Below are 18905 nucleotides of genomic sequence, written 5' to 3'. Positions count from 1 at the left end.
TGATCATGGCCGACAAGGCGAGTGGACGGGAGCGCAAGCCGCGCATCACCGTCAAGGATCTGGCGCGCGACCTCAACATGTCCGTGTCCACCGTCTCGCGGGCCTTTCATCCGCACGCGGTCATTGCACAGCAGACGCGCGACGCCGTGCTGAAGCGGGCGCAGGAGATCGGCTACCGGCCGAACCCCTTCGCCCGCAGCCTGATCACCAAGAAGACGCGCATCGTGGGACTGGTGGTGTCGGACATCACCAATCCCTTCTATCCGGAGGTCGTCACCCGGATGACCGAGGACCTGCGCGCCTATGGCATGAACGTCATGCTGGTGGCGGCGCAGGCCCCGAAGGAGATCGATGACGCCGTCCGCCTGCTGCTCACCTACCAGCCGGACCTCGCCATCATCCTCGCCTCGCGCCTGTCGCCGGAAGTTCGCGACGAATGCGCGGCGCAGGGCACGCCCGTCGTGTTCTTCAATCGGCTGTCGGAGGACGACCATTGCTTCGGCGTCAGCTGCGACAACCGCGTCGGCGGCGCCATGGTCGCCGATTTCCTGATCGACCGCGGTCACCGGCGCCTCGCCTATGTCGCGGCGCGACCGGACGCCTCGACCAATGTCGAAAGGCGGGCAGGCTTCGTCGAGCGGACGCTCGAGCGCGGATTGGACGAACCGATCTGCGTCGAAGCCGGGCTCTTCTCCTATGAAGCGGGCTATGGCGCCGCGGCCGCCTATGGCGCGCTTGCCGACCGACCGGACGGAGTCTTCTGCGCCAATGACATTCTCGCCATCGGCTTCATGGATGGCGTGCGCCGCGAACTGGGCCTCGCCATCCCGCAGGACCTTTCGGTCGTCGGTTTCGACGATGTCGCGATGGCGGCCTGGCCGTCGCACGGCCTGACCACGGTGCGCCAACCCGTCGAGGCGATGTTGAAGAGCACGGTCGATATTGCCCGCAAGGTTTCCGCCCATGCCGCGACCGAGCCGTTCGTCCAGCGCATCGCGCCGACGGTCCTCGTCGAGCGCCAGTCCACGAGGGATCGCCATGCAGACTGACAAGGCGGGGCGGGCGTTGTTCGAGCGTGCCGTGACGCTGCATAGGGACGATTGCTCGGCCCTGGCGGAGCCGGCGCGGTTCACGGCCACAGCCGTTGCGGTGCCGGGCGGGTCCGACGAGGCGCTTGCCGATCGGGTCGTCGCCTACCGCATCGAGGCGGGCAAGGCGTACGAGGCATTTCGCCGGCTCATCGGCCAGTTGGCCGGGCTGCTGATCCTGGTCCAGGCCAGCGGCCGGCGTGAAGTGCTGGACCTGCCGGATCTGCCGATCGCCGACGAGCGCTGGCAGAAGGCCGGTGAAACGCTGGCGGCGCTTCATGCGCCGGGGGGCCTTGCCGCCCACAAATCAAAGCTGGACGCGACCTTCGCGCATATCGGGGCCGGTCTCCGGCATTTCCGGCGCTTCGGCGAAATCGGCGGCGGCGAGACGGCGCTCGCCATCGCCTCGAACGAGATCAACGCGGCCTACCAAGCCCTGAGGAGCGCCTCCGACATGGAGGCGGGGCTTAGCATGGTCGATTTCAGCCAGGCCTGCTGTTCATGCATGGTCCAACCAACACTGCGCTAGGGAGGAAGTTTACATGGGCGACTATTCGATCTGGGTGCTCGAATACAGCTATGTCACCAACTATCACAAAAGCGGCGTTCTCTATGGCGCCCACAATCAGGGCTATGTGAAGCTTCCCTATTGCTATGCCCTGATCAAGGGCAACGGCCATACCGCCATGATCGACGTCGGCTATAACGACAAGGACTATGGCAAGGTACTGGGAGATCGCTTCGGCGTCGAGAACTGGCGTTCGCCGCGCACCGTGCTCGGTGGCGTCGGCGTCACGCCGGAGGACGTGGATACCGTCTTCGTGACGCACGCCCATTTCGACCATTTCGGCAATGTCGAGGACTTCCCGAACGCCACCTTCTACATCCAGGAGCGCGAAATCGCGAAATGGGCCTGGGCGATGGCGCTGCCGGACCGGATGCGCTGGATGATGACCGCCGTCGATCCCGGTGACATCGTGCGCGGCCTCGATCTGGCCCGCCAGCGCCGCCTGGTCACCGTCGACGGCGCCCGGGCCAACGTGCTGCCGGGCGTCGACCTGCACGCCGCCTTCGACAGCCACACCTTCGGCTCTCAGTGGATCACCGTCCGCAATGACGGGCAGGACGACTCGTCCGACACCTGGGTGCTCGCCGGCGACCTCGTCTATGTCTTCGACAACATCGAAGGCCCGGGCGGCGCCGTCGACGTCGACGATCCGATCTACGTGCCCGTCGGCCTCGCCACCGGCAGCCAGACCAATCTGGTTCTGGCGACCGAAGAGATGATGAAGCAGGTCGGTTACGAATCCCGCCGCGTCATCCCGATCCATGAGGAGCGCCTGCGCGATCGCTTCCCGTCGCGCATCACCGAGGACGGCCTGCGCATCACCGAAATCTGCCTCGCCGATGGCGAAACGTCGAAGGTAAGCTGATGCAGCCGATCCGCAGGGTTGCCATCGTCGGCGCCGGACTGGTTGGCTCGGGCTGGGCGATCGTCTTCGCCCGGTCCGGGGCGACGGTGCGTGTCTATGATGCCGAGGCGTCGATCCGCGCCTCGGTGCTGGACCGCATCCGCGACAGCCTCGCCGACATGCGCGAGGTCGGGCTCGTCGACGATGTCGACGGCATCGCCGGCCGCATCGCGGTGGCCGACACGCTGGCCGACGCGGTATCGGACGCCGACTACATCCAGGAATCCGTGTTCGAGCGTGTCGACGTCAAGACGGCGATTTCTCTTGCGATCGACGCGGCGATGCGCCCGGACGCGATCGTCGGCAGTTCGTCCTCCGGTATCCCGGCTTCGGCCTTCACCGAAGGCTGCGTGCATCGCAGCCGCTTCCTGGTCAGCCATCCGGTCAATCCACCGCATCTGGTGCCGGTGGTGGAACTGGTGCCGGCGCCCTGGACCGACCCGGATATCGTGCCCTTCCTGCGCACCGAAATGGCGCGCTTCGGCCAGGTGCCGGTGGTCGTCAATCGCGAGATCGCCGGCTTCATCCTGAACCGGCTGCAGGGCGCCCTCCTGAATGAGGCCTGGGCGCTGTTCGAGGAAGGCTATGCCAGCGCTGCCGACATCGACGCCACGGTCGCGCATGGCCTCGGCCTGCGCTGGTCGTTCATGGGGCCGTTCGAGACGATCGATCTGAACGCTCCAGGCGGCGTCGCCGATTATGCCCAGCGGCTTGGGCCGCTCTACCACTCGGTGGCGCGGGACCGCACCGAGCCCAGGCCGTGGTCGGAGGACCTGGTGGCCAAGGTTGCCGCCGAGCGGCGCGAGGCTTTGCCCGGCGACAAGCTCGCCGATCGCCGCGCGTGGCGCGATGGCAGGCTGATGCGGCTGGTGGCGCACAAGCAGGCGCAGAAGGACTGACATGACCCATCCGTCACCGATCGGGGCGAAGGCGCTTCAGGGCAAGGTCGCGCTCGTCACCGGCGGCGCGGGCGGCATCGGCGCCGCCATCGCCCGGGCGCTGGCCGCGGCGGGCGCCACCGTCGTCGTCGGCTACAACGCCTCCGCCGCGGCGGCCGAGGCGCTGGCTGCCTCGTTGCCGGGCGCGGGGCATCGGGCACTCGCCGCACCGGTCACCGACACGGCCGCGATCGGTCGGCTCGCCGCCGAGGTCGAGAGCGGCTTCGGGCGGCTCGACATCCTGGTGAACTGCGCCGGCACGACCCGCTTCGTCGCGCATGGCGATCTCGACGGGCTGGACGACGAACTGATCGACCGGGTGCTGGCGGTCAATGTTCGCGGTCCGATCGCGATGGTGCGCGCCTTCCGGAAATTGCTGGCGCAATCCGGCGACGGGCTGGTCGTGAACATCTCGTCCATCGCCGCCGTGACCGCGATGGGCAGCAACATTGCCTATTGCGCCTCGAAGGCGGCCGTCGACAACCTGACCAAGTCGCTGGCACGCGCGCTGGCGCCGCAAATCCGCGTCGTTTCGGTCTCGCCCGGGCTCGTCGACACGGAGTTCGTCAAGGGGCTCGACCCGCAATGGCGCGACCGGCAGGCCGCCAACACGCCGCTCGCCCGTCTCTCGGCCCCGGATGAGGTAGCCAACGCCGTGCTGGCCGTCGCCAGCCTTCTGACCTTCACCACCGGCTCGATCATCCCGATCGATGGCGGGCGCCCTTTGCTCTGAGCGTTCTTCGAGAACGAGATCACGGTTCCGGCGGAAGCGCCGCGCTGTTCGCTTCGCACCAAGGGATTGTCCAGCGGTTTCGCGGCCTCGGCGATCGGCGGGCCTGCCCGGCATCGCGTGGTCGCCATGGGCCGCCAATCCGGTCCACGCCGAATCGGCTTTGACGCCATCGGCGCCAGATCGTTCACGGAGGGGGAGGGGTGGTGGTGCCGCTTACAGGATTCGAACCTGTGACCCCATCATTACGAATGATGTGCTCTACCAGCTGAGCTAAAGCGGCTTACCCGAGGGATTTGACCGGCGCCGCGAAGGGCTGCTGTAAAATCCACGGGGTTCATAGCTACATTCGATCCGGGTTTCAAGCCTCCCCGGCCGTTCTCCACTGCCTCACTGCAAACGAAGCCGATCCGCAGGTTCGGTGTCGCCGTCGTCGATGCCCGGATCGTCGGGAATCGGCGCCACCACGGCGGCCGCCGGGGCGGCGGAGCCGCTATTCTTCACGGCCGAGACCGGAGCGGGCGATGTCTGGCGAGCGGGCTCGGACGCCGGAGCAGGGCGCGGCGGCGTCGGGGCCGGCTCGGCCTTGACCGGCTCGGGCTTCGGCGCGGCGATCGTCGCCGGCGCCTCGATCACGACCGGCTCCGGCGTTTCGTCCTCGATGGCGAGATCGATGGCCGGGCGCTGGTCCGCGGCCAGGGCCACGGTCGGCATCCGCCATTCGAACGCGTCGAGCTTGCCGGAGATCGGCGAGACCGGTGCCCAGGCCGGGAAGACGTAACCATCGGCCGTCCATTGCGCATCGCGCGGCGCGCGGACAGCGCGCGACAGCCATTCGCGGACATGGCCGCGATGGCCGTCCGGGCCTTCCTCGATCTCCGCCATCAGCAGGCAGAAGCGCTCCGTGCGTTCCTGGTCGGGGACCGCGGCGAGTTCGCGCCGGGCGAGCGACCAGTCGCGGGCGTCGATCGCGGCGCGGGCGACGGCCAGATGGCCTTCGATATGGCCGGGACGCAACGAGGCTAGCTTTTCGGCCCGCTTCAGCCGGTCCTGGGCCGCGTCGCCGGGCCGGACATTGGCATAGGCTTCGGCAAGCTCGGGATGCGGCTCGAATTTCCAGCTCGTCTCGATGACGCGAACGGCGCGCTTGACGTCGCCCTGGCGTGCGAACAGCCGGGAGGCGAGCGTCGCGGCGGGAACGAGGCCGGGTGCCAGCTTGACGGCTTCCTGCGCCGCGGCGCGCGCCTCCTCCGGATCGGAGGCTTCGAGCTCCAGGCCGCGCGCGGTCAGGAGCACGGCGCGCAGGCGATGCGCCGCGCTGCGTTCGATCAGCTTGGCGTGAAGATTGGAGCCCAGCGTCGATAGCGCCGCCGACCACTCACCCTTGGCGGCCTGATCCTCGAACAGGGCAGTGCCCGCCCAGGCGAGGCTCGGCGACGCCCTGGCGGCTTCCTCGGCATAGTGGCGCGCGGCCTCCGGCTCGCCGCTGCGCTGCGCCTCGACATAAAGCCCGCGCAGGCCAAGCAGCCGCGTTTCCGGGTCGTCCAGCATGGTCTCGAACGCGGCGCGGGCGCCGGCGCCATCCCCGGTCATCTGCGCGGATTGGGCCGCCAGCAAAAGCGTCAGCGGCTCATCCTTCAGGATCTTCCGCGATTCCAGGGCGAATCGCTTGGCGCGCTTCACGTCGCCGGCGCCGATCGCGATCATGCCGCGCGACAGCGCCCGGTAGCCGCGATCGCGCTTGCGGCCCGAGAGCCAGCCGCCGAACAGTTTTGGCGCACGGAACACCGTGACGACGATCCAGATCAGGATCGCCAGCGCCACGAACAGGACGGCCAGGCTTACCGAAGCGACCATCAGGCTGGTCTTGTAGTCAAAGCCCTGCCAGGTGAGCACGATATCGCCGGGTCGGTCGGCAAGCCACGCGAATCCCGCGGCAACCGCGAAGACGATGGCGACATAGACCAGGATGCGGATCATCGTCGCTCCGTCAGTTCGAAGACTTGGCGGCGCTGAGGCCGGCAAGAGCGGTATCGATGGCAATGCGCTGGCCGGCCTTGGCCGCCCAATCAGCAAGCGGCGCGCGGGCGATGGCGTCGAGCCCGTCGCCTTCCCGCAGCGCTTCGGCCAGATTGCCGTCCTTCACCGCAGCTTCCATGCGCGAGACCACGGCGGTGGCCGAGGGGCCTGCCATCGGCCCCGACGGCTTGACGCTGACCAGCGAACCGGCCGAGGCCGTCAGGCGATCGATCAGGCTGGCCCCGGGATCCACCTTGGCGGCGGCGATGCGGATCTGATCGGCGACCGCCGGGAAAGCGGCGATGAGGTCAGCCTTGGACGGTGCCCCGGTTGCGGCCAGCGGCTGCAGCGCGGCGATCTCCGTGTCTTCCGTGCCGAGGGCCGAGACCGCGGCGAGTTCATTGGCGAACGGGCCGGAACCGGACGCGGCCTGGCGCAGCGCCGTCACCGCGATGACGCGGGCGGCGGCTTCGGTCTTCGGGTCGGCCGGCGGATGGGCTTCCACGGCGTCGAGCCGCGTCGTCAGCGCATCGAGGCGCGATTGCAGCGGCGTCAGGTCGACCGGCGGCGCCGCGGGGGCGGCCTCCGGCGCAACCGGCGCCGGGCGGGTTTCGAGCGCAGAAAGCCGGCTCTCGATCGGGCCGAGATCGACGCTCGGCGCCGTGGCGGTCGCCACCGGCTGGCTGGCGGCGGATTTCAGCGCGGCGATTTCCTTTTCCAGGCCGGCGATCCGGGCCGGGTCGACGCCGCCGGCCGCTGCCGGCCTTGACGCGGCTTCGGTCGTTGCCGCTTCGACGCGGTCAAGACGGGCGGAGACAGCCGCGAAACGCGAATCGAGGCTGGCGCTGTTGACCGGATTCGTGCCGGTCGAGGAGGAGAGCAGGGCGACGAGCAGGCCACCGATGACACCGCCGCCGAGGGCGGCGATGGCCGGGATCACGAAGCGTCCGGGCGCCGACTCGCGCGCTACGGGCGCGGCGGGTTCGGGCGTGCCGACTTCGGGTTCATAAGCAGGCGGCGGCACGGGCGCGTCCGGCGCCGGCTCGATGACCGGGTCCGGCGTCGACACGGGCGCGGTCTGCTCCGGCGAAGGCGGAGAGGTCGCGCCGCTCGATTCGGCGGCCAGGTCGATCGTCACGGGAGGGCGCTTGCGCCGGGATCCGGATGGTTCGCCTGCCGGCTTGAAGGTGTCGTCGTCGCTCATCTCGCCTCGATCTCGTCGGTCGCCTACATCCAGTATAGGCCCATGCGTTAACGGACGCCTGAAGGGGATGTTCCCATGCTTTGGGGGATCAGCGCCAGCAGCGCGTCGTCGGTCGGTTCGGGGGCCGTGAAAATCCTGCCAAAGGTCACGGAAGACGCCACGTTCGGCGACAGCGTGTAGATCGACAGATGGTCGGCCGGCGGCTGTGGATCAAGCGCGACCACTCGCTGCACGAAGGTCTTGGCCGTGCGCGGCGAGTAGAGCAGCACGCCGTCGAGACGGCCCTGGTGGAGATCCGCCACCACCGAATCGGGCAGGCTCGCTACTGGATCCATCCGGTAGATCTCGGCCAGCGAGATCGTGAAACCGGCGGCGGCGAGACGCTCCGGCCAGTGACCGGCGCGATCGACTGCCGCGGGATAGAGCAGCGTCCCGGCTGTGGGATCGAGGCTGGCGATGGTGAGCGTGGCCAGGGCTTCGCCGTCCCCCTCGGCTGACAGGACGTGCGTGAAGCCGGCCGCGCGGGCCGCCTCGGCCGTACGGTCGCCGACGGCAAGCACCGTTATGTCGAGCCAGTCGGCCGCGCCGGGCCAGCGCAGCATGCCGCGCAGGCCATTGCCGCTGGTCAGAAGGATGGCCGAAGGGCGGAAAGACGGGGGCTTCGGGTCGAGGAAGGCCGTTTCCAGCAGCGGCGCCATCACCGGCTCATGGCCCAGCGCACGCAGCCGCTCGGCGGTTCGCGTCGCGTCGGGCTCGGGCCGGGTGACGAGCAGCCGCATCGCTCAGCCCGTCATGAAGAAGGTCTTGCCGCCGCGGCCGATCAGTTCGTCCGCCGCCGCCGTGCCGATCCGTTCCGCGTCGGCGAGCGGCGCCGTCATGCGCGTTTCCTCGGATTGTCGGCCATCGGGCGAGAGAACGATGCCGCGAAACAGCAGGTCGTCGCCGGAAAGCGTCGCGAGGCCGCCGATCGGCGTGCGGCAGGAGCCGTCGAGCCGGGTCAGGAAAGCGCGTTCGGCGTGCAGCGCGATCTCGGTTGCGGGATCGTTGATGGCGGCCAGCAATTCGCGGACGCGGACATCCCCCTCGCGGCCTTCCACCGCCACCGCGCCCTGCCCGACGGCGGGGAGGAAATCATCGAGCTCGATGATCGAGGTGGCGAGGTCGGCGCGGCCGAGCCGGCGCAGGCCGGCAAGCGCCAGCAGCGTGCCATGGGCGACGCCGTTTTCGAGCTTGGAAAGACGGGTCTGCACATTGCCGCGGAATTCGACGACGACGAGATCGGGCCGCAGCCGCAGCGCCATGGCGCGGCGGCGCAGCGACGAGGTGCCCAGCACCGCACCCTCCGGCAGGTCGCGGACCGAGGCTGCCACCGGCGACAGGAAGGCATCGCGCACGTCCTCGCGCGGCAGATAGGCGATCAGCGTCAGTCCTTCCGGCAGGAAGGTCGGCACGTCCTTGGAGGAATGCACGGCGATGTCGATCGTGCCGGCGAACAGCGCTTCCTCGAGTTCCTTGGTGAAAAGGCCCTTGCCGCCGGCTTCCGACAGCGAGCGATCCTGGATCCGGTCGCCCGAGGTCTTGATGACGACGATCTCCATCGACGCTTCGTCGAGGCCGTGGGCGATGGCGAGCCTGGCCCGCGTCTCCTGCGCCTGGGCAAGCGCCAGCGGGCTGCCGCGCGTACCAATGCGGAGGAGGGGCGTAGAGGCTTCGGATTGCACGGGGTCGGGTCCGGATGTTAGGGCCTGTCTCAACATGCCCATGAGGGCAAAATTCGGCGCCAGTCTAGTCACGACGCGCCCATCTGCAAGCAAGCCGCCCGATACGCGGCGAAAGGCCCCGGTGTGAGTTTGTCCGTCCTGGTTCTGGGTATTGAGACGAGTTGCGATGAAACGGCGGCCTCCGTCGTTTCGCGCGACGCGAACGGGCATGGCGAAATCCTCTCCAACGTCATCCTCTCGCAGTTCGACGACCATGCGGCCTTTGGCGGCGTAGTGCCCGAGATCGCCGCGCGCGCCCATGTCGAGGCGCTGGATAGCGTGGTGCAGGCCGCGATGGACGAGGCGGGCGTCGGTTTCGCCGATCTCGATGCGATCGCGGCCACCGCCGGTCCCGGCCTGATCGGCGGCGTGATCGTCGGCCTGACGACGGCGAAGGCACTGGCGCTGGCGTCCGGCAAGCCGCTGGTGGCGGTCAATCATCTCGAAGGCCATGCGCTGACGGCGCGGCTGACCGATGGCATCGCCTTTCCCTATCTGCTGCTGCTGGTTTCCGGTGGCCATACGCAGATCCTGCTGGTGCGCGGCGTCGGCCAGTATGAGCGCTGGGGCACGACGATCGACGATGCGCTGGGCGAGGCCTTCGACAAGACTGCCAAGCTGCTCGGCCTGCCCTATCCGGGCGGCCCGGCCGTGGAGCGCGCCGCCGCGCGCGGCAATCTCGATCGCTTCGCGTTGCCGCGGCCGATGTTCGGCAGGCCCGGCGCCGATTTCTCCTTCTCGGGCCTGAAGACGGCGCTGCGTATCGAGGCGGAGGCGATCGCGCCGCTGTCGGAGAGCGATGTCGACGACCTCTGCGCCGCCTTCCAGCGCACGGTGACGCTGGTGGTGCGCGACCGCATCGGCCACGCGCTCGACCGGTTCCGGTCGGAGTTCCCGGATAGTGCCGACCCGACCCTGGTGGTGGCCGGCGGGGTCGCCGCCAACAAGGCGCTCCGGGCCGGGCTCGATGCCGAGCTTTCGGCCCGCGGGTTCCGGCTGGTGGCGCCGCCGCTGGTGCTCTGCACCGACAATGGCGCCATGATCGCCTGGGCCGGCGCGGAGAGACTGGCGCTTGGCCTGCTCGACGATCTCGCGGCTCCGGCTCGCCCGCGCTGGCCGCTCGACCAACTGGCGGCACCGATGCTCGGCTCCGGCCACAAGGGGGCGAAGGCGTGAGCATCATCCGCAAGAGCAAGGTTGTCCTCTACGCGACCTGGCGCGGCAGGCTGCTTGTCTTCCGCGAGCCGGACTTTCCCGAATATGGCATCCAGGTTCCCGGCGGGACGATGGAAGCCGGCGAGACGCCCGAACAGGCGGCGCGGCGGGAATTTCTGGAAGAGACCGGGCTGGTCGCGCCGGATGTCCTGACGCTGCTTGGCGAGCGCGACTATCACTATGCTCCGCCGGGCGGACCCGCGCGGCAGCATCGGCGCTGGTACTTCCATCTGCCGCTCGAAGGCGAGTTCGCCGAGAGCTGGGAACAGATGGAAATGCACCCCGATGCCGGCGGCCCGCCGATCCGCTTTGCGCTCTACTGGCTCGACCTGCCGCTGAGCGAAGCGCTGTTCGGCGAACTGGATGCGTTTCTGGATCAGTTGCCCGCGCAGGAGATGGCCCCATGACGATCGACCATATCGCTGTCGTCGGCGCCGGTGCCTGGGGCACCGCTCTGGCGCTTGCCGCCCACCGCGCCGGCCGCACGGTGACGCTCTGGGGCCGCAACGTCGCCGACATGGCGGCCACGCACGAGAATTCCGCCCACTTGCCGGGCGTGACGCTGCCGGCTTCGCTGCGGATCACCGACCGGATCGGCGATGTCCTGGCGGCCGATGCGATCCTGCTTGCGACGCCCGCGCAAACGTTGCGCGAGGTGGCGGCCCATCTCGAGGCGATCGCCGAGGACACGCCGGTCGTGCTTTGCGCCAAGGGCCTGGAACGCGGCACCGCCAAGCGGATGACCGAGGTTCTGGCGGAGGCATTGCCGCCCGCCGCCCCCGCCGTGCTGTCGGGACCGAGCTTTGCCGTCGATGTGGCGCGCGGCCTGCCGACCGCCGTCACCATCGCCGCCATGGATCTGAGGCTTGCTATGGCGCTCTGCCATGCGCTGGGCTCCGCCAGCTTCCGCCCCTATGCCGAGACCGACATGTTGGGCGTCGAGATCGGCGGCGCGTTCAAGAACGTGCTGGCGATCGCCGCCGGCATCGTCGCCGGCCGCGAATTCGGCGCCAGCGCGAGTGCGGCCGTGATCGCGCGCGGCTTCGCCGAACTGCGTCGTCTCGGCGAGGCGCAGGGCGCGCAGCCGGAAACGCTGATGGGCCTGTCCGGCCTCGGCGATCTCGTGCTCACCTGCTCGTCGGTGCAATCGCGCAATTTCGCCTATGGCCATGCGCTGGGCAGCGGCGCGACCCTGCCGCCGGCGCTTGCCGAAGGCGCCGCGACGGCGCCGGTGGCGCGCGATCTCGCCCGCCGGCTCGGCGTGCCGATGCCGATCACAGAGGCGGTCGCCGCCATCCTCGACGGCACGCTCTCGATCGATGCGGCGGCGGAAGCGCTGATGCTGCGTCCGCTGAAGCGCGAGGCCGACTGATCCCTCGGGCCGTCGGGCCCCGAGGTCTTTACCTGAGCGAGCGAGCCGCCTACCGTGCCGCCGCAATTCTTGGAGGTTTTCATGCATTTCGTTGCCATTCTGACCGATCGCGAGGACGGCCTGCCGGTTCGTCTCGAGAACCGCCCCGCTCACATCGAATGGCTGAAGGAAACCGGCATGGCGATCGCCGGCCCGTTCCTGGACGACAAGGGCGACATGGTCGGCTCGCTGCTGATCCTCGAAGCCGAGGACGAGGCCGCCGCCCGCGCCGTCTTCGCAACCGACCCCTATGCCAAGGCCGGACTGTTCAAGGAAACGGTGGTTCGTCCCTGGCGCTGGGCCGTCGGCAAGCCGGCCTGATCGGTCGACCCGACTTCCTTCTTGATCTCTACCGGAGCGTCCCATGGCCTATTGGCTCTTCAAGTCCGAACCCGACGTGTTTTCCTTCGATGATCTCGTAAAGAAGGGCGCGGCTGGCCAGGAATGGGACGGGGTCCGCAACTATCAGGCGCGCAACAACATGCGCGCCATGCAGCTTGGCGATCGCGGCTTCTTCTACCATTCCAATATCGGCAAGGAGATCGTCGGGATCGTCGAGGTGGCGAAGCTGGCCCATCCGGATTCGACCGATGACAGCGGCCGCTGGGAATGCGTCGACCTGCGCGCCATCCGGCCGATCCCCAAGCCCTATTCGCTGGAGACGGCCAAGGCCGAGCCCCGGCTGGAGGGCATGGCGCTGGTCGGCAATTCGCGACTTTCGGTGCAGCCGGTGACGGAAGCCGAATGGAAGCTGATCTGCGAACTGGGCGGGCTCGACCCCGCCTCGATCTGAGCGAGCGATTGTTCGACGATCCCGCGCGCTTCATCGTCGAACAGACCCGGCTGGCGCCGGTTGCCTTCGTTCCGGAAATCCAGATTTATCAAGCAGATGAGGCGACCGCGCTTTGGCATCTGACCGAAGCGGCGCTGGACCGCGCCGACATGCCGCCGCCTTTCTGGGCGTTTGCCTGGGCCGGCGGACAGGGGCTGGCGCGTTATGTCCTGGATCATCCGGAACTCGTCAAAGGCAGGTGTGTGCTCGATTTCGCCTCCGGTTCCGGACTGGTCGCGATCGCCGCCGCGAAGGCGGGCGCCGCCCAGGTCGAGGCGATCGACATCGATCCCTTCGCAGTTGCAGCAATTTCCCTCAACGCCGCAGCAAATGGCTGCGATATCCGCGTACGCCAGGCCGACATTGTCGGCAGTGCGATCGGGAATGTCGACGTGTTGCTCGCCGGCGACGTCTTCTATGATCCGGGCTTCGCGGCGCGGCTGCTGCCGTGGCTGGGAATGCTCGCCACCAGCGGCGTCACGGTGATCGCCGGCGACCCGGACCGGACCTATCGTCCGCTCGCCCGCGTGCGTGATCTCGCCCGATATGACGTCCCGGTTCATCCCGCCCTCGAGGATGCCGCGGTGAAGCGGGTGCGCATACTGGGCTTCGACAACCGCGAAGGTTTCCAGACTGTCTTGCCGGGAGAGCCGGGATTCGCATAATGCCGCCGGCATTAAGGTGTGCTTCGCTGAAAGCGGAGCTGCCAGGGAGGAATCAAGATGCACGACAAGATCTATCCGGTCTCGGACGATTGGGCGAAGCGAGCACAGATCGACGAGCCGACCTATCGCGCCATGTATCAGCGCTCGGTCGCGGATCCGGATGGTTTCTGGGCCGAGCAGGCCAAGCGAATCGACTGGATTCAGCCGTTCACCAAGGTGAAGAACACCTCGTTCGCGCCGGACAATGTCTCGATCAAGTGGTTCGAGGATGGTTCGCTCAACGTTTCGGCGAATTGCGTCGACCGGCATCTGGCCAAGCGCGCCGATCAGGTCGCGATCCTCTGGGAGGGGGACAATCCCTCGGAAAGCCGCTCGATCACCTATCGCGAGCTTTCCGATCAGGTCCAGGTCTTCGCCAATGTGCTGAAGGAAATGGGCGCCAAGAAGGGCGACCGCATCACGATCTACATGCCGATGATCCCGGAAACGGCCTTTGCCATGCTGGCCTGCACCCGCATTGGCGCCGTCCATTCGGTCGTGTTCGGCGGCTTCTCGCCCGACAGCCTCGCCGGTCGCATCCAGGATTGCGCCTCGAAGCTGGTGATCACGGCGGATGAGGGCCTGCGGGCCGGCAAGAAGATTCCGCTGAAGGCCAATGTCGACGCGGCGCTGGCCAAGCTTGACGAAGACGTGCGGACGCTGGTCGTGCAGCGCACCTTCGCCGACGTGCCGATGCAGAACGGTCGCGATGTGTTCTATGGCGACCTAGCCAAGACGGTGTCGCAGCATTGCGAACCCGAGGCAATGAACGCCGAGGACCCGCTGTTCATCCTCTACACGTCGGGTTCGACCGGCAAGCCGAAGGGCGTGCTGCATACCACCGGCGGCTATCTCGTCTATGCCTCGCTGACGCACAGCAAGGTGTTCGACTATCAGGATGGCGACATTTACTGGTGCACGGCCGATGTCGGCTGGGTCACCGGCCATTCCTACATCGTCTACGGTCCGCTGTCGAACGGCGCCACGACGCTGATGTTCGAGGGCGTGCCGAGCTATCCGACCAATTCCCGCTTCTGGGAAGTGATCGACAAGCACAAGGTCAACATCTTCTATACCGCGCCCACGGCGATCCGCGCGCTGATGCAGGCCGGCGACGAGCCGGTGAAGAAGACGTCGCGCGCCTCGCTGCGCCTGCTCGGCTCGGTCGGCGAGCCGATCAATCCGGAAGCGTGGGAGTGGTATCACCGCGTCGTCGGCGACGATCGCTGCCCGATCGTGGATACCTGGTGGCAGACCGAGACCGGCGGCATCCTGATCACCCCGCTGCCGGGCGCGATCGCGCAGAAGCCGGGCTCGGCGACGCTGCCCTTCTTCGGCGTGCAGCCGGCGATCGTCGATGGCGAGGGCAAGGTGCTGGAGGGCGTTGCCGAGGGCAACCTCATCATCACCGATTCCTGGCCCGGCCAGATGCGCACGGTCTATGGCGACCACGAGCGCTTCGTGCAGACCTACTTCTCGACCTACAAGAACGCCTACTTCACCGGCGATGGCTGCCGGCGCGACGAGGATGGCTATTACTGGATCACGGGCCGCGTCGACGACGTGCTGAACGTCTCCGGCCATCGCATGGGCACGGCCGAGGTCGAGAGCGCGCTGGTGGCGCATGAGCATGTCTCGGAAGCCGCCGTCGTCGGCTATCCGCACGACATCAAGGGCCAGGGCATCTATGCCTATGTCACGCTGATGGCGACGGTCGAGCCGTCCGATGCGCTGCGCAAGGAACTGGTTGCCTGGGTTCGGATGGAGATCGGTCCGATCGCCTCGCCCGACCTGATCCAGTTCGCGCCCGGCCTGCCGAAGACCCGTTCAGGCAAGATCATGCGCCGCATCCTGCGCAAGATCGCCGAGGGCGAGTTCGGCAATCTCGGCGACACCTCGACGCTGGCCGACCCGACGGTCGTCGACGACCTGGTCGCCAACCGTCAGAACAAGCGCTAGAAAATGGCAGAGGCCGGCTCAGTAGCCGGCCTCTCGCTGATGCCGGAAGGCGAGGATCAGCACACGGTCCGATGGAATGTCGTAGTGATAAAGCGCGACATAGCCGGTTCGGCCAAATGGAATTATCAACTCGCGCAGTTCCGGCGTGCCGGGAAAGGGCCTGCCTGCCATCGGCGCGCCCGATAGGATCTGCAACTGGTTCCTTATCACCGATGCGGCGCGACGTGCCGCATCGGGGTCGCGGGCGAAAAGATGGTTACGGCATCGCTCTATGCCGGCAAGCGCACCCGCTGTCAGGACTATTTGTGGCAAGCCGGCGGAGGCGTTTCCGCATCCGTGCCCCAGCTATCGAGCCAAGCCTCAGTCTCTTCTAGGGTTACGTGCAGCCCGTCCTCGTGGAAGGCGCTGAGCGACGCCAAGGCTTCTGTCCTGAAGGCCTGGCGTGCTTCCTCGCGATCGAGATATTCCCCGATTGCCTCCTGCAGCATGACGTCCGGATTGAGATGACGTGATTCCGCCAGCGCCTTCAGGCGCGCCTCGGCATCCGGGTCCAGCTTGACTGACAATGGCATGGCATTCCCGATCCGCTGTGTGTGGAGGGAGGCTAGCACAGGAGAGTGCGCCCGTCCCGCCCTCAGAAATCGCTGGCGATGCCCTTGTTTTCCCAGTCGCCATAGCGGATCGGCTCCGGGCCGGAGCGGCCGAGGATTTCGCGCGGGCGCTTCGTCGCCGCGTCGATCTCGATCCGGCGGACCTCCGCCTCGGCCAGCGCGCGGCGGGCGGCGTCGCTGAGCGGGCGCGGCGGCATAGGGGTTTCGACTTCGTCGCTCATGAGGGCCTCGCACGTTGCATAAGGGAGGGAAACGGCTTGCTTTCCGGCGGATTCCAGCCAAGCCGCCGCTTGCAGGTCGACCTGCCTCCTCCCATCATATAGGTCGAAGCGGCGGGCCGCTGCAACGCAGCCGGTCCGCCAACCATCCTCGGAGTCATTCCCGGAGTCCCCGATGAACATCATGCGCACTGCCCTGCTGATCGCGGCCCTGACCGCCCTGTTCATGGGCATCGGCTATCTGATCGGCGGATCCAGCGGCATGATGATCGCCTTCGTCATCGCCGCCGGCATGAACGTGTTCAGCTACTGGAATTCCGACAAGATGGTGCTGTCGATGTACGGCGCCCATGAGGTCGACGAACGCAGCGCGCCGGAGTATTACGGCATCGTCCGGCAGCTGGCGCAGCGCGCCAACCTGCCCATGCCGAAGGTCTATGTGATCGATTCCGCCCAGCCCAATGCCTTCGCCACCGGCCGCAATCCGCAAAATGCCGCCGTTGCCGCGTCGACCGGCCTGCTGCAGGCACTCTCCCGCGACGAGATCGCCGGCGTGATGGCGCATGAACTGGCGCATGTGAAGAATCACGACACGCTGACCATGACCATTGCGGCGACGCTGGCCGGCGCCATCTCGATGCTGGCCAATTTCGCCTTCCTGTTCGGTGGCAACCGCAACCGCGAGGGCGGCGGGATCGGCATGATCGGGACGATCGTCATGATGATCGTCGCGCCCATGGCCGCCATGCTGGTGCAGATGGCGGTCAGCCGGACGCGCGAATACGCGGCCGACCGGCTGGGGGCGGAGATCTGCGGTTCGCCGCGTTCGCTCGCGACAGCCCTTGCCAAGATCGCGCGCGGGGCGCACGAGATCCCCAACGAGACGGCAGAGGCCAATCCGGCTTCCGCGCATCTCTTCATCATCAATCCCCTATCCGGGCAGCGCATGGACAATCTCTTTTCTACCCATCCCGATACCGACAACCGGATCGCGGCGCTGCTGGCGATGGAAGCCGAGACAGGCAGCCAGGGCGCGGGCTTCGGTCCGGGTCCGGGCGCTGGCCGTGGCGTCAACCTGCCGGGCGGCTTCCGTTCCAGCCGTCCCGCTTCGGGTGCGTCGCGCGGGCCGTGGGGCAATGGCTCCGGCGGTTCGCAGGGCCGGGGGCCGTGGGGTTGAGCAAGAAGACAACGCCGGCCGGTACCCGTCCGAACCGCAACGCGCCGCGTGCGCCCCGCCTCGCGCCGGGCGTCGCCGCCCGCCTTGCCGCGACCACCGCGCTGATGGCCGTGCTGGTCGACCATCGCCCGCTCGATAGCGCCGTCGACGCCACCGACGGGCCGTTCGAAACGCTCGATCCGCGCGAGCGCGGCCTGGCGCGGGCCATTCTCGGCATCGCGCTGCGCCGTCGCGGCCAGATCGACGACGCGCTGGGCCGCTTCCTCGACAAAGCCCTGCCGCGCAAGTCCGGCCCGCTGCCGGCGATCCTGCATGTCGCCGCGGCGCAGATCCTGTTCATGGACGTGCCCGATCATGCCGCCGTCTCGATCGCCGTCGAGACCGCCGAGGCCGATCGCGACGCGCGCCATTTCAAGGGCTTGGTCAACGCCGTGCTGCGCCGCCTGACCGAGCAGCGGGACGCCATTCTCGCCTCGCAGGATGAGGTTCGCCTCAACGTGCCAGACTGGCTCTATGAGCGCTGGGTCAAGGACTATGGCGCCGAGACCACGCAGGCGATCGCCGCCGCCCATCTGCTGGAGCCGTCGCTCGACCTGTCGGTCAAGTCCGATCCCGAGGGCTGGGCGGAGAAGCTCGGCGGCATCGTCCTGCCGACCGGCAGCGTCCGCCTGATTGCGCACGGACCGATTGACGCACTGCCGGGCTTCGCCGAAGGCCAGTGGTGGGTGCAGGACGCCGCCGCCGCGCTGCCGGCCAAGCTGCTCGGCAAGGTCGAGGGTCTCGACGTCGCCGATCTCTGCGCGGCGCCGGGCGGCAAGACCGCCCAGCTCGCCGCCGCCGGCGCCAAGGTGATGGCCGTCGACATCAATGAGGGCCGCCTGCAGCGGGTGCGCGAGAATCTGTCGCGGCTCAAGCTGCAGATCGGAACCATCGCGGCCGATGTCGAGACCTGGCAGCCGAACCGGCTGTTCGACGCCATCCTGCTCGACGCGCCGTGCTCGGCGACCGGCACGATCCGCCGCCATCCCGACGTCGCCGTGCTGAAGCGGCCGGCCGACATCAAGGCGCTGGCCAATCTGCAGGCCTCGCTGCTCGCGCGCGCCACCTCGATGCTGGTCTCCGGCGGAACGCTGGTCTACTGCACCTGTTCGCTGGAGAAGGCCGAGGGCGAGGATCAGGTTGCGTTGGCCTTGGCCAGCCTACCGCTGGTTTTGGAGCCGATCCGGCCGGAGGAGGTGGGCGGTGTCGAAGCCATCTGTCGCGACGGCTTCCTGCGCACGCTGCCATCCGACCTGCCGAATGCCGAGCCGCGGCTTTCCGGGCTCGACGGCTTCTTCGCCGCCCGCTTCCGGCGCCTCTAGGCGCCGGGAAACGGTTTCAATTTGAGCGAATCCGCAATTAGATTGCTCGAATCGCTGGCCGACTGATTCGTTTCGAACCGTCGACGATCGGGTCAGCACGATTTCAGCCGTAGATGAGGGAGCGAGAGGGTATGGCGTTCGGAGCAGGATCCGGTCGGGGTCGGCTCGTCCGCTTCGCACTCGCGTCTGCATGGCGACGAGCGCGC

21 protein-coding genes and 1 tRNA gene are annotated in these 18905 nt (G+C 67.9%); 14 read left to right on the top strand and 8 right to left on the bottom strand.

Annotation, left to right across the window (positions count from 1 at the left end; genetic code table 11):
• Positions 1-5: 5 nt before the first annotated feature.
• Genes OSH10_RS10780 through OSH10_RS10760 form a run of 5 tightly spaced genes read left to right on the top strand, consistent with a single transcriptional unit; the run spans position 6 to position 4231 of the window.
• Positions 6-1049 (top strand): LacI family DNA-binding transcriptional regulator, encoded by a 1044-nt coding sequence (locus OSH10_RS10780; RefSeq protein WP_266331710.1) that lies wholly within the window; start codon positions 6-8, stop codon positions 1047-1049.
• Positions 1039-1617, top strand: coding sequence for a hypothetical protein (locus OSH10_RS10775; protein ID WP_266331708.1), 579 nt, complete (start codon positions 1039-1041; stop codon positions 1615-1617). Before OSH10_RS10780 ends, OSH10_RS10775 begins: the two co-directional genes overlap by 11 nt.
• A gap of 13 nt (positions 1618-1630) precedes the next feature.
• Complete coding sequence (locus OSH10_RS10770) at positions 1631-2521, top strand: N-acyl homoserine lactonase family protein (RefSeq protein WP_266331706.1); 891 nt, start codon at positions 1631-1633, stop codon at positions 2519-2521.
• Entirely contained in the window at positions 2521-3459 is a 939-nt protein-coding gene (locus tag OSH10_RS10765; RefSeq protein WP_266331704.1) for a 3-hydroxyacyl-CoA dehydrogenase, read from the top strand. The genes OSH10_RS10770 and OSH10_RS10765 overlap by 1 nt, the downstream gene beginning before the upstream one ends.
• A 1-nt stretch (position 3460) precedes the next feature.
• Entirely contained in the window at positions 3461-4231 is a 771-nt protein-coding gene (locus tag OSH10_RS10760) for an SDR family NAD(P)-dependent oxidoreductase (protein ID WP_266331702.1), read from the top strand.
• 204 nt (positions 4232-4435) lie between these two features.
• On the opposite strand, the gene OSH10_RS10755 is transcribed toward OSH10_RS10760, so the two are convergent.
• From OSH10_RS10755 to hemC, 5 genes are all read right to left on the bottom strand, one after another.
• Positions 4436-4511 (bottom strand) — tRNA-Thr (locus OSH10_RS10755).
• A gap of 107 nt (positions 4512-4618) precedes the next feature.
• Entirely contained in the window at positions 4619-6208 is a 1590-nt protein-coding gene (locus tag OSH10_RS10750) for a heme biosynthesis protein HemY (RefSeq protein WP_266331701.1), read from the bottom strand.
• 10 nt (positions 6209-6218) lie between these two features.
• Positions 6219-7451: a COG4223 family protein gene (locus tag OSH10_RS10745; RefSeq protein WP_266331700.1), complete on the bottom strand. Its 1233-nt coding sequence runs from the start codon at positions 7449-7451 to the stop codon at positions 6219-6221.
• A 47-nt stretch (positions 7452-7498) separates the two neighbouring features.
• Positions 7499-8230, bottom strand: coding sequence for a uroporphyrinogen-III synthase (locus OSH10_RS10740; RefSeq protein ID WP_266331699.1), 732 nt, complete (start codon positions 8228-8230; stop codon positions 7499-7501).
• Between the two features lie 3 nt (positions 8231-8233).
• The gene (gene hemC, locus OSH10_RS10735; RefSeq protein ID WP_266331698.1) at positions 8234-9172 is read right to left on the bottom strand and encodes a hydroxymethylbilane synthase; all 939 of its coding nucleotides are present in this window, start codon (positions 9170-9172) and stop codon (positions 8234-8236) included.
• A gap of 123 nt (positions 9173-9295) precedes the next feature.
• On the opposite strand from hemC, the gene tsaD reads away from it, so the two are divergent.
• From tsaD to acs, 7 genes are all read left to right on the top strand, one after another.
• Positions 9296-10387, top strand: coding sequence for a tRNA (adenosine(37)-N6)-threonylcarbamoyltransferase complex transferase subunit TsaD (gene tsaD, locus OSH10_RS10730; RefSeq protein ID WP_266331697.1), 1092 nt, complete (start codon positions 9296-9298; stop codon positions 10385-10387).
• Positions 10384-10833, top strand: coding sequence for an NUDIX hydrolase (locus tag OSH10_RS10725; protein WP_266331696.1), 450 nt, complete (start codon positions 10384-10386; stop codon positions 10831-10833). Before tsaD ends, OSH10_RS10725 begins: the two co-directional genes overlap by 4 nt.
• Complete coding sequence (locus OSH10_RS10720) at positions 10830-11798, top strand: NAD(P)H-dependent glycerol-3-phosphate dehydrogenase (RefSeq protein ID WP_266331695.1); 969 nt, start codon at positions 10830-10832, stop codon at positions 11796-11798. The genes OSH10_RS10725 and OSH10_RS10720 overlap by 4 nt, the downstream gene beginning before the upstream one ends.
• An 81-nt stretch (positions 11799-11879) precedes the next feature.
• Positions 11880-12158: a YciI family protein gene (locus OSH10_RS10715; protein WP_266331694.1), complete on the top strand. Its 279-nt coding sequence runs from the start codon at positions 11880-11882 to the stop codon at positions 12156-12158.
• Positions 12159-12201: 43 nt separating this feature from the next.
• Entirely contained in the window at positions 12202-12630 is a 429-nt protein-coding gene (locus OSH10_RS10710; RefSeq protein ID WP_266331693.1) for an EVE domain-containing protein, read from the top strand.
• Positions 12582-13334 (top strand): class I SAM-dependent methyltransferase, encoded by a 753-nt coding sequence (locus tag OSH10_RS10705; protein WP_407660698.1) that lies wholly within the window; start codon positions 12582-12584, stop codon positions 13332-13334. The genes OSH10_RS10710 and OSH10_RS10705 overlap by 49 nt, the downstream gene beginning before the upstream one ends.
• 57 nt (positions 13335-13391) lie before the next feature.
• Positions 13392-15332, top strand: coding sequence for an acetate--CoA ligase (acs, locus tag OSH10_RS10700; RefSeq protein ID WP_266331692.1), 1941 nt, complete (start codon positions 13392-13394; stop codon positions 15330-15332).
• A gap of 18 nt (positions 15333-15350) precedes the next feature.
• On the opposite strand, the gene OSH10_RS10695 is transcribed toward acs, so the two are convergent.
• The 3 genes from OSH10_RS10695 to OSH10_RS10685 all read right to left on the bottom strand — a co-directional run bounded on the left by OSH10_RS10695 (position 15351) and on the right by OSH10_RS10685 (position 16164).
• The gene (locus tag OSH10_RS10695) at positions 15351-15644 is read right to left on the bottom strand and encodes a type II toxin-antitoxin system RelE/ParE family toxin (protein ID WP_266331691.1); all 294 of its coding nucleotides are present in this window, start codon (positions 15642-15644) and stop codon (positions 15351-15353) included.
• A complete protein-coding gene (locus OSH10_RS10690) occupies positions 15632-15898 on the bottom strand; it encodes a CopG family ribbon-helix-helix protein (RefSeq protein WP_266331690.1) in 267 nt (88 codons plus the stop codon). Before OSH10_RS10690 ends, OSH10_RS10695 begins: the two co-directional genes overlap by 13 nt.
• Positions 15899-15966: 68 nt before the next feature.
• On the bottom strand, positions 15967-16164 hold the full coding sequence (locus OSH10_RS10685) for a DUF1674 domain-containing protein (RefSeq protein ID WP_266331689.1): 198 nt from the start codon (positions 16162-16164) through the stop codon (positions 15967-15969).
• A gap of 172 nt (positions 16165-16336) precedes the next feature.
• Here OSH10_RS10685 and htpX point away from each other — a divergent pair, with 172 nt between their 5' ends.
• Positions 16337-17338 carry a zinc metalloprotease HtpX gene (htpX, locus tag OSH10_RS10680; protein ID WP_266331688.1) on the top strand — a complete coding sequence of 334 codons (1002 nt, stop codon included), beginning with the start codon at positions 16337-16339 and terminating at the stop codon, positions 17336-17338.
• Positions 17329-18699: an RsmB/NOP family class I SAM-dependent RNA methyltransferase gene (locus OSH10_RS10675; protein WP_407660697.1), complete on the top strand. Its 1371-nt coding sequence runs from the start codon at positions 17329-17331 to the stop codon at positions 18697-18699. Before htpX ends, OSH10_RS10675 begins: the two co-directional genes overlap by 10 nt.
• Positions 18700-18905 lie beyond the last annotated feature (206 nt).

The organism is Kaistia defluvii (assembly GCF_026343955.1).
In the GTDB taxonomy this organism is placed as follows: Bacteria; Pseudomonadota; Alphaproteobacteria; order Rhizobiales; family Kaistiaceae; genus Kaistia; species Kaistia defluvii.
Note: the sequence above shows the minus strand (reverse complement) of the source record. Positions and strands in the feature narration are given on the sequence as shown.

What these genes read in the sequence shown, in the direction of transcription:
- OSH10_RS10720 (WP_266331695.1), top strand. Translation starts at nt 10,830, where the DNA reads ATGACGATCGACCATATCGCTGTCGTCGGCGCCGGTGCCTGGGGCACC.
- OSH10_RS10710 (WP_266331693.1), top strand. Translation starts at nt 12,202, where the DNA reads ATGGCCTATTGGCTCTTCAAGTCCGAACCCGACGTGTTTTCCTTCGAT.
- OSH10_RS10745 (WP_266331700.1), bottom strand. Translation starts at nt 7,451, where the DNA reads ATGAGCGACGACGACACCTTCAAGCCGGCAGGCGAACCATCCGGATCC.
- OSH10_RS10715 (WP_266331694.1), top strand. Translation starts at nt 11,880, where the DNA reads ATGCATTTCGTTGCCATTCTGACCGATCGCGAGGACGGCCTGCCGGTT.
- OSH10_RS10750 (WP_266331701.1), bottom strand. Translation starts at nt 6,208, where the DNA reads ATGATCCGCATCCTGGTCTATGTCGCCATCGTCTTCGCGGTTGCCGCG.
- acs (WP_266331692.1), top strand. Translation starts at nt 13,392, where the DNA reads ATGCACGACAAGATCTATCCGGTCTCGGACGATTGGGCGAAGCGAGCA.
- OSH10_RS10775 (WP_266331708.1), top strand. Translation starts at nt 1,039, where the DNA reads ATGCAGACTGACAAGGCGGGGCGGGCGTTGTTCGAGCGTGCCGTGACG.
- OSH10_RS10780 (WP_266331710.1), top strand. Translation starts at nt 6, where the DNA reads ATGGCCGACAAGGCGAGTGGACGGGAGCGCAAGCCGCGCATCACCGTC.
- OSH10_RS10740 (WP_266331699.1), bottom strand. Translation starts at nt 8,230, where the DNA reads ATGCGGCTGCTCGTCACCCGGCCCGAGCCCGACGCGACGCGAACCGCC.
- OSH10_RS10705 (WP_407660698.1), top strand. Translation starts at nt 12,582, where the DNA reads ATGGAAGCTGATCTGCGAACTGGGCGGGCTCGACCCCGCCTCGATCTG.
- htpX (WP_266331688.1), top strand. Translation starts at nt 16,337, where the DNA reads ATGAACATCATGCGCACTGCCCTGCTGATCGCGGCCCTGACCGCCCTG.
- OSH10_RS10765 (WP_266331704.1), top strand. Translation starts at nt 2,521, where the DNA reads ATGCAGCCGATCCGCAGGGTTGCCATCGTCGGCGCCGGACTGGTTGGC.
- OSH10_RS10760 (WP_266331702.1), top strand. Translation starts at nt 3,461, where the DNA reads ATGACCCATCCGTCACCGATCGGGGCGAAGGCGCTTCAGGGCAAGGTC.
- OSH10_RS10770 (WP_266331706.1), top strand. Translation starts at nt 1,631, where the DNA reads ATGGGCGACTATTCGATCTGGGTGCTCGAATACAGCTATGTCACCAAC.
- OSH10_RS10685 (WP_266331689.1), bottom strand. Translation starts at nt 16,164, where the DNA reads ATGAGCGACGAAGTCGAAACCCCTATGCCGCCGCGCCCGCTCAGCGAC.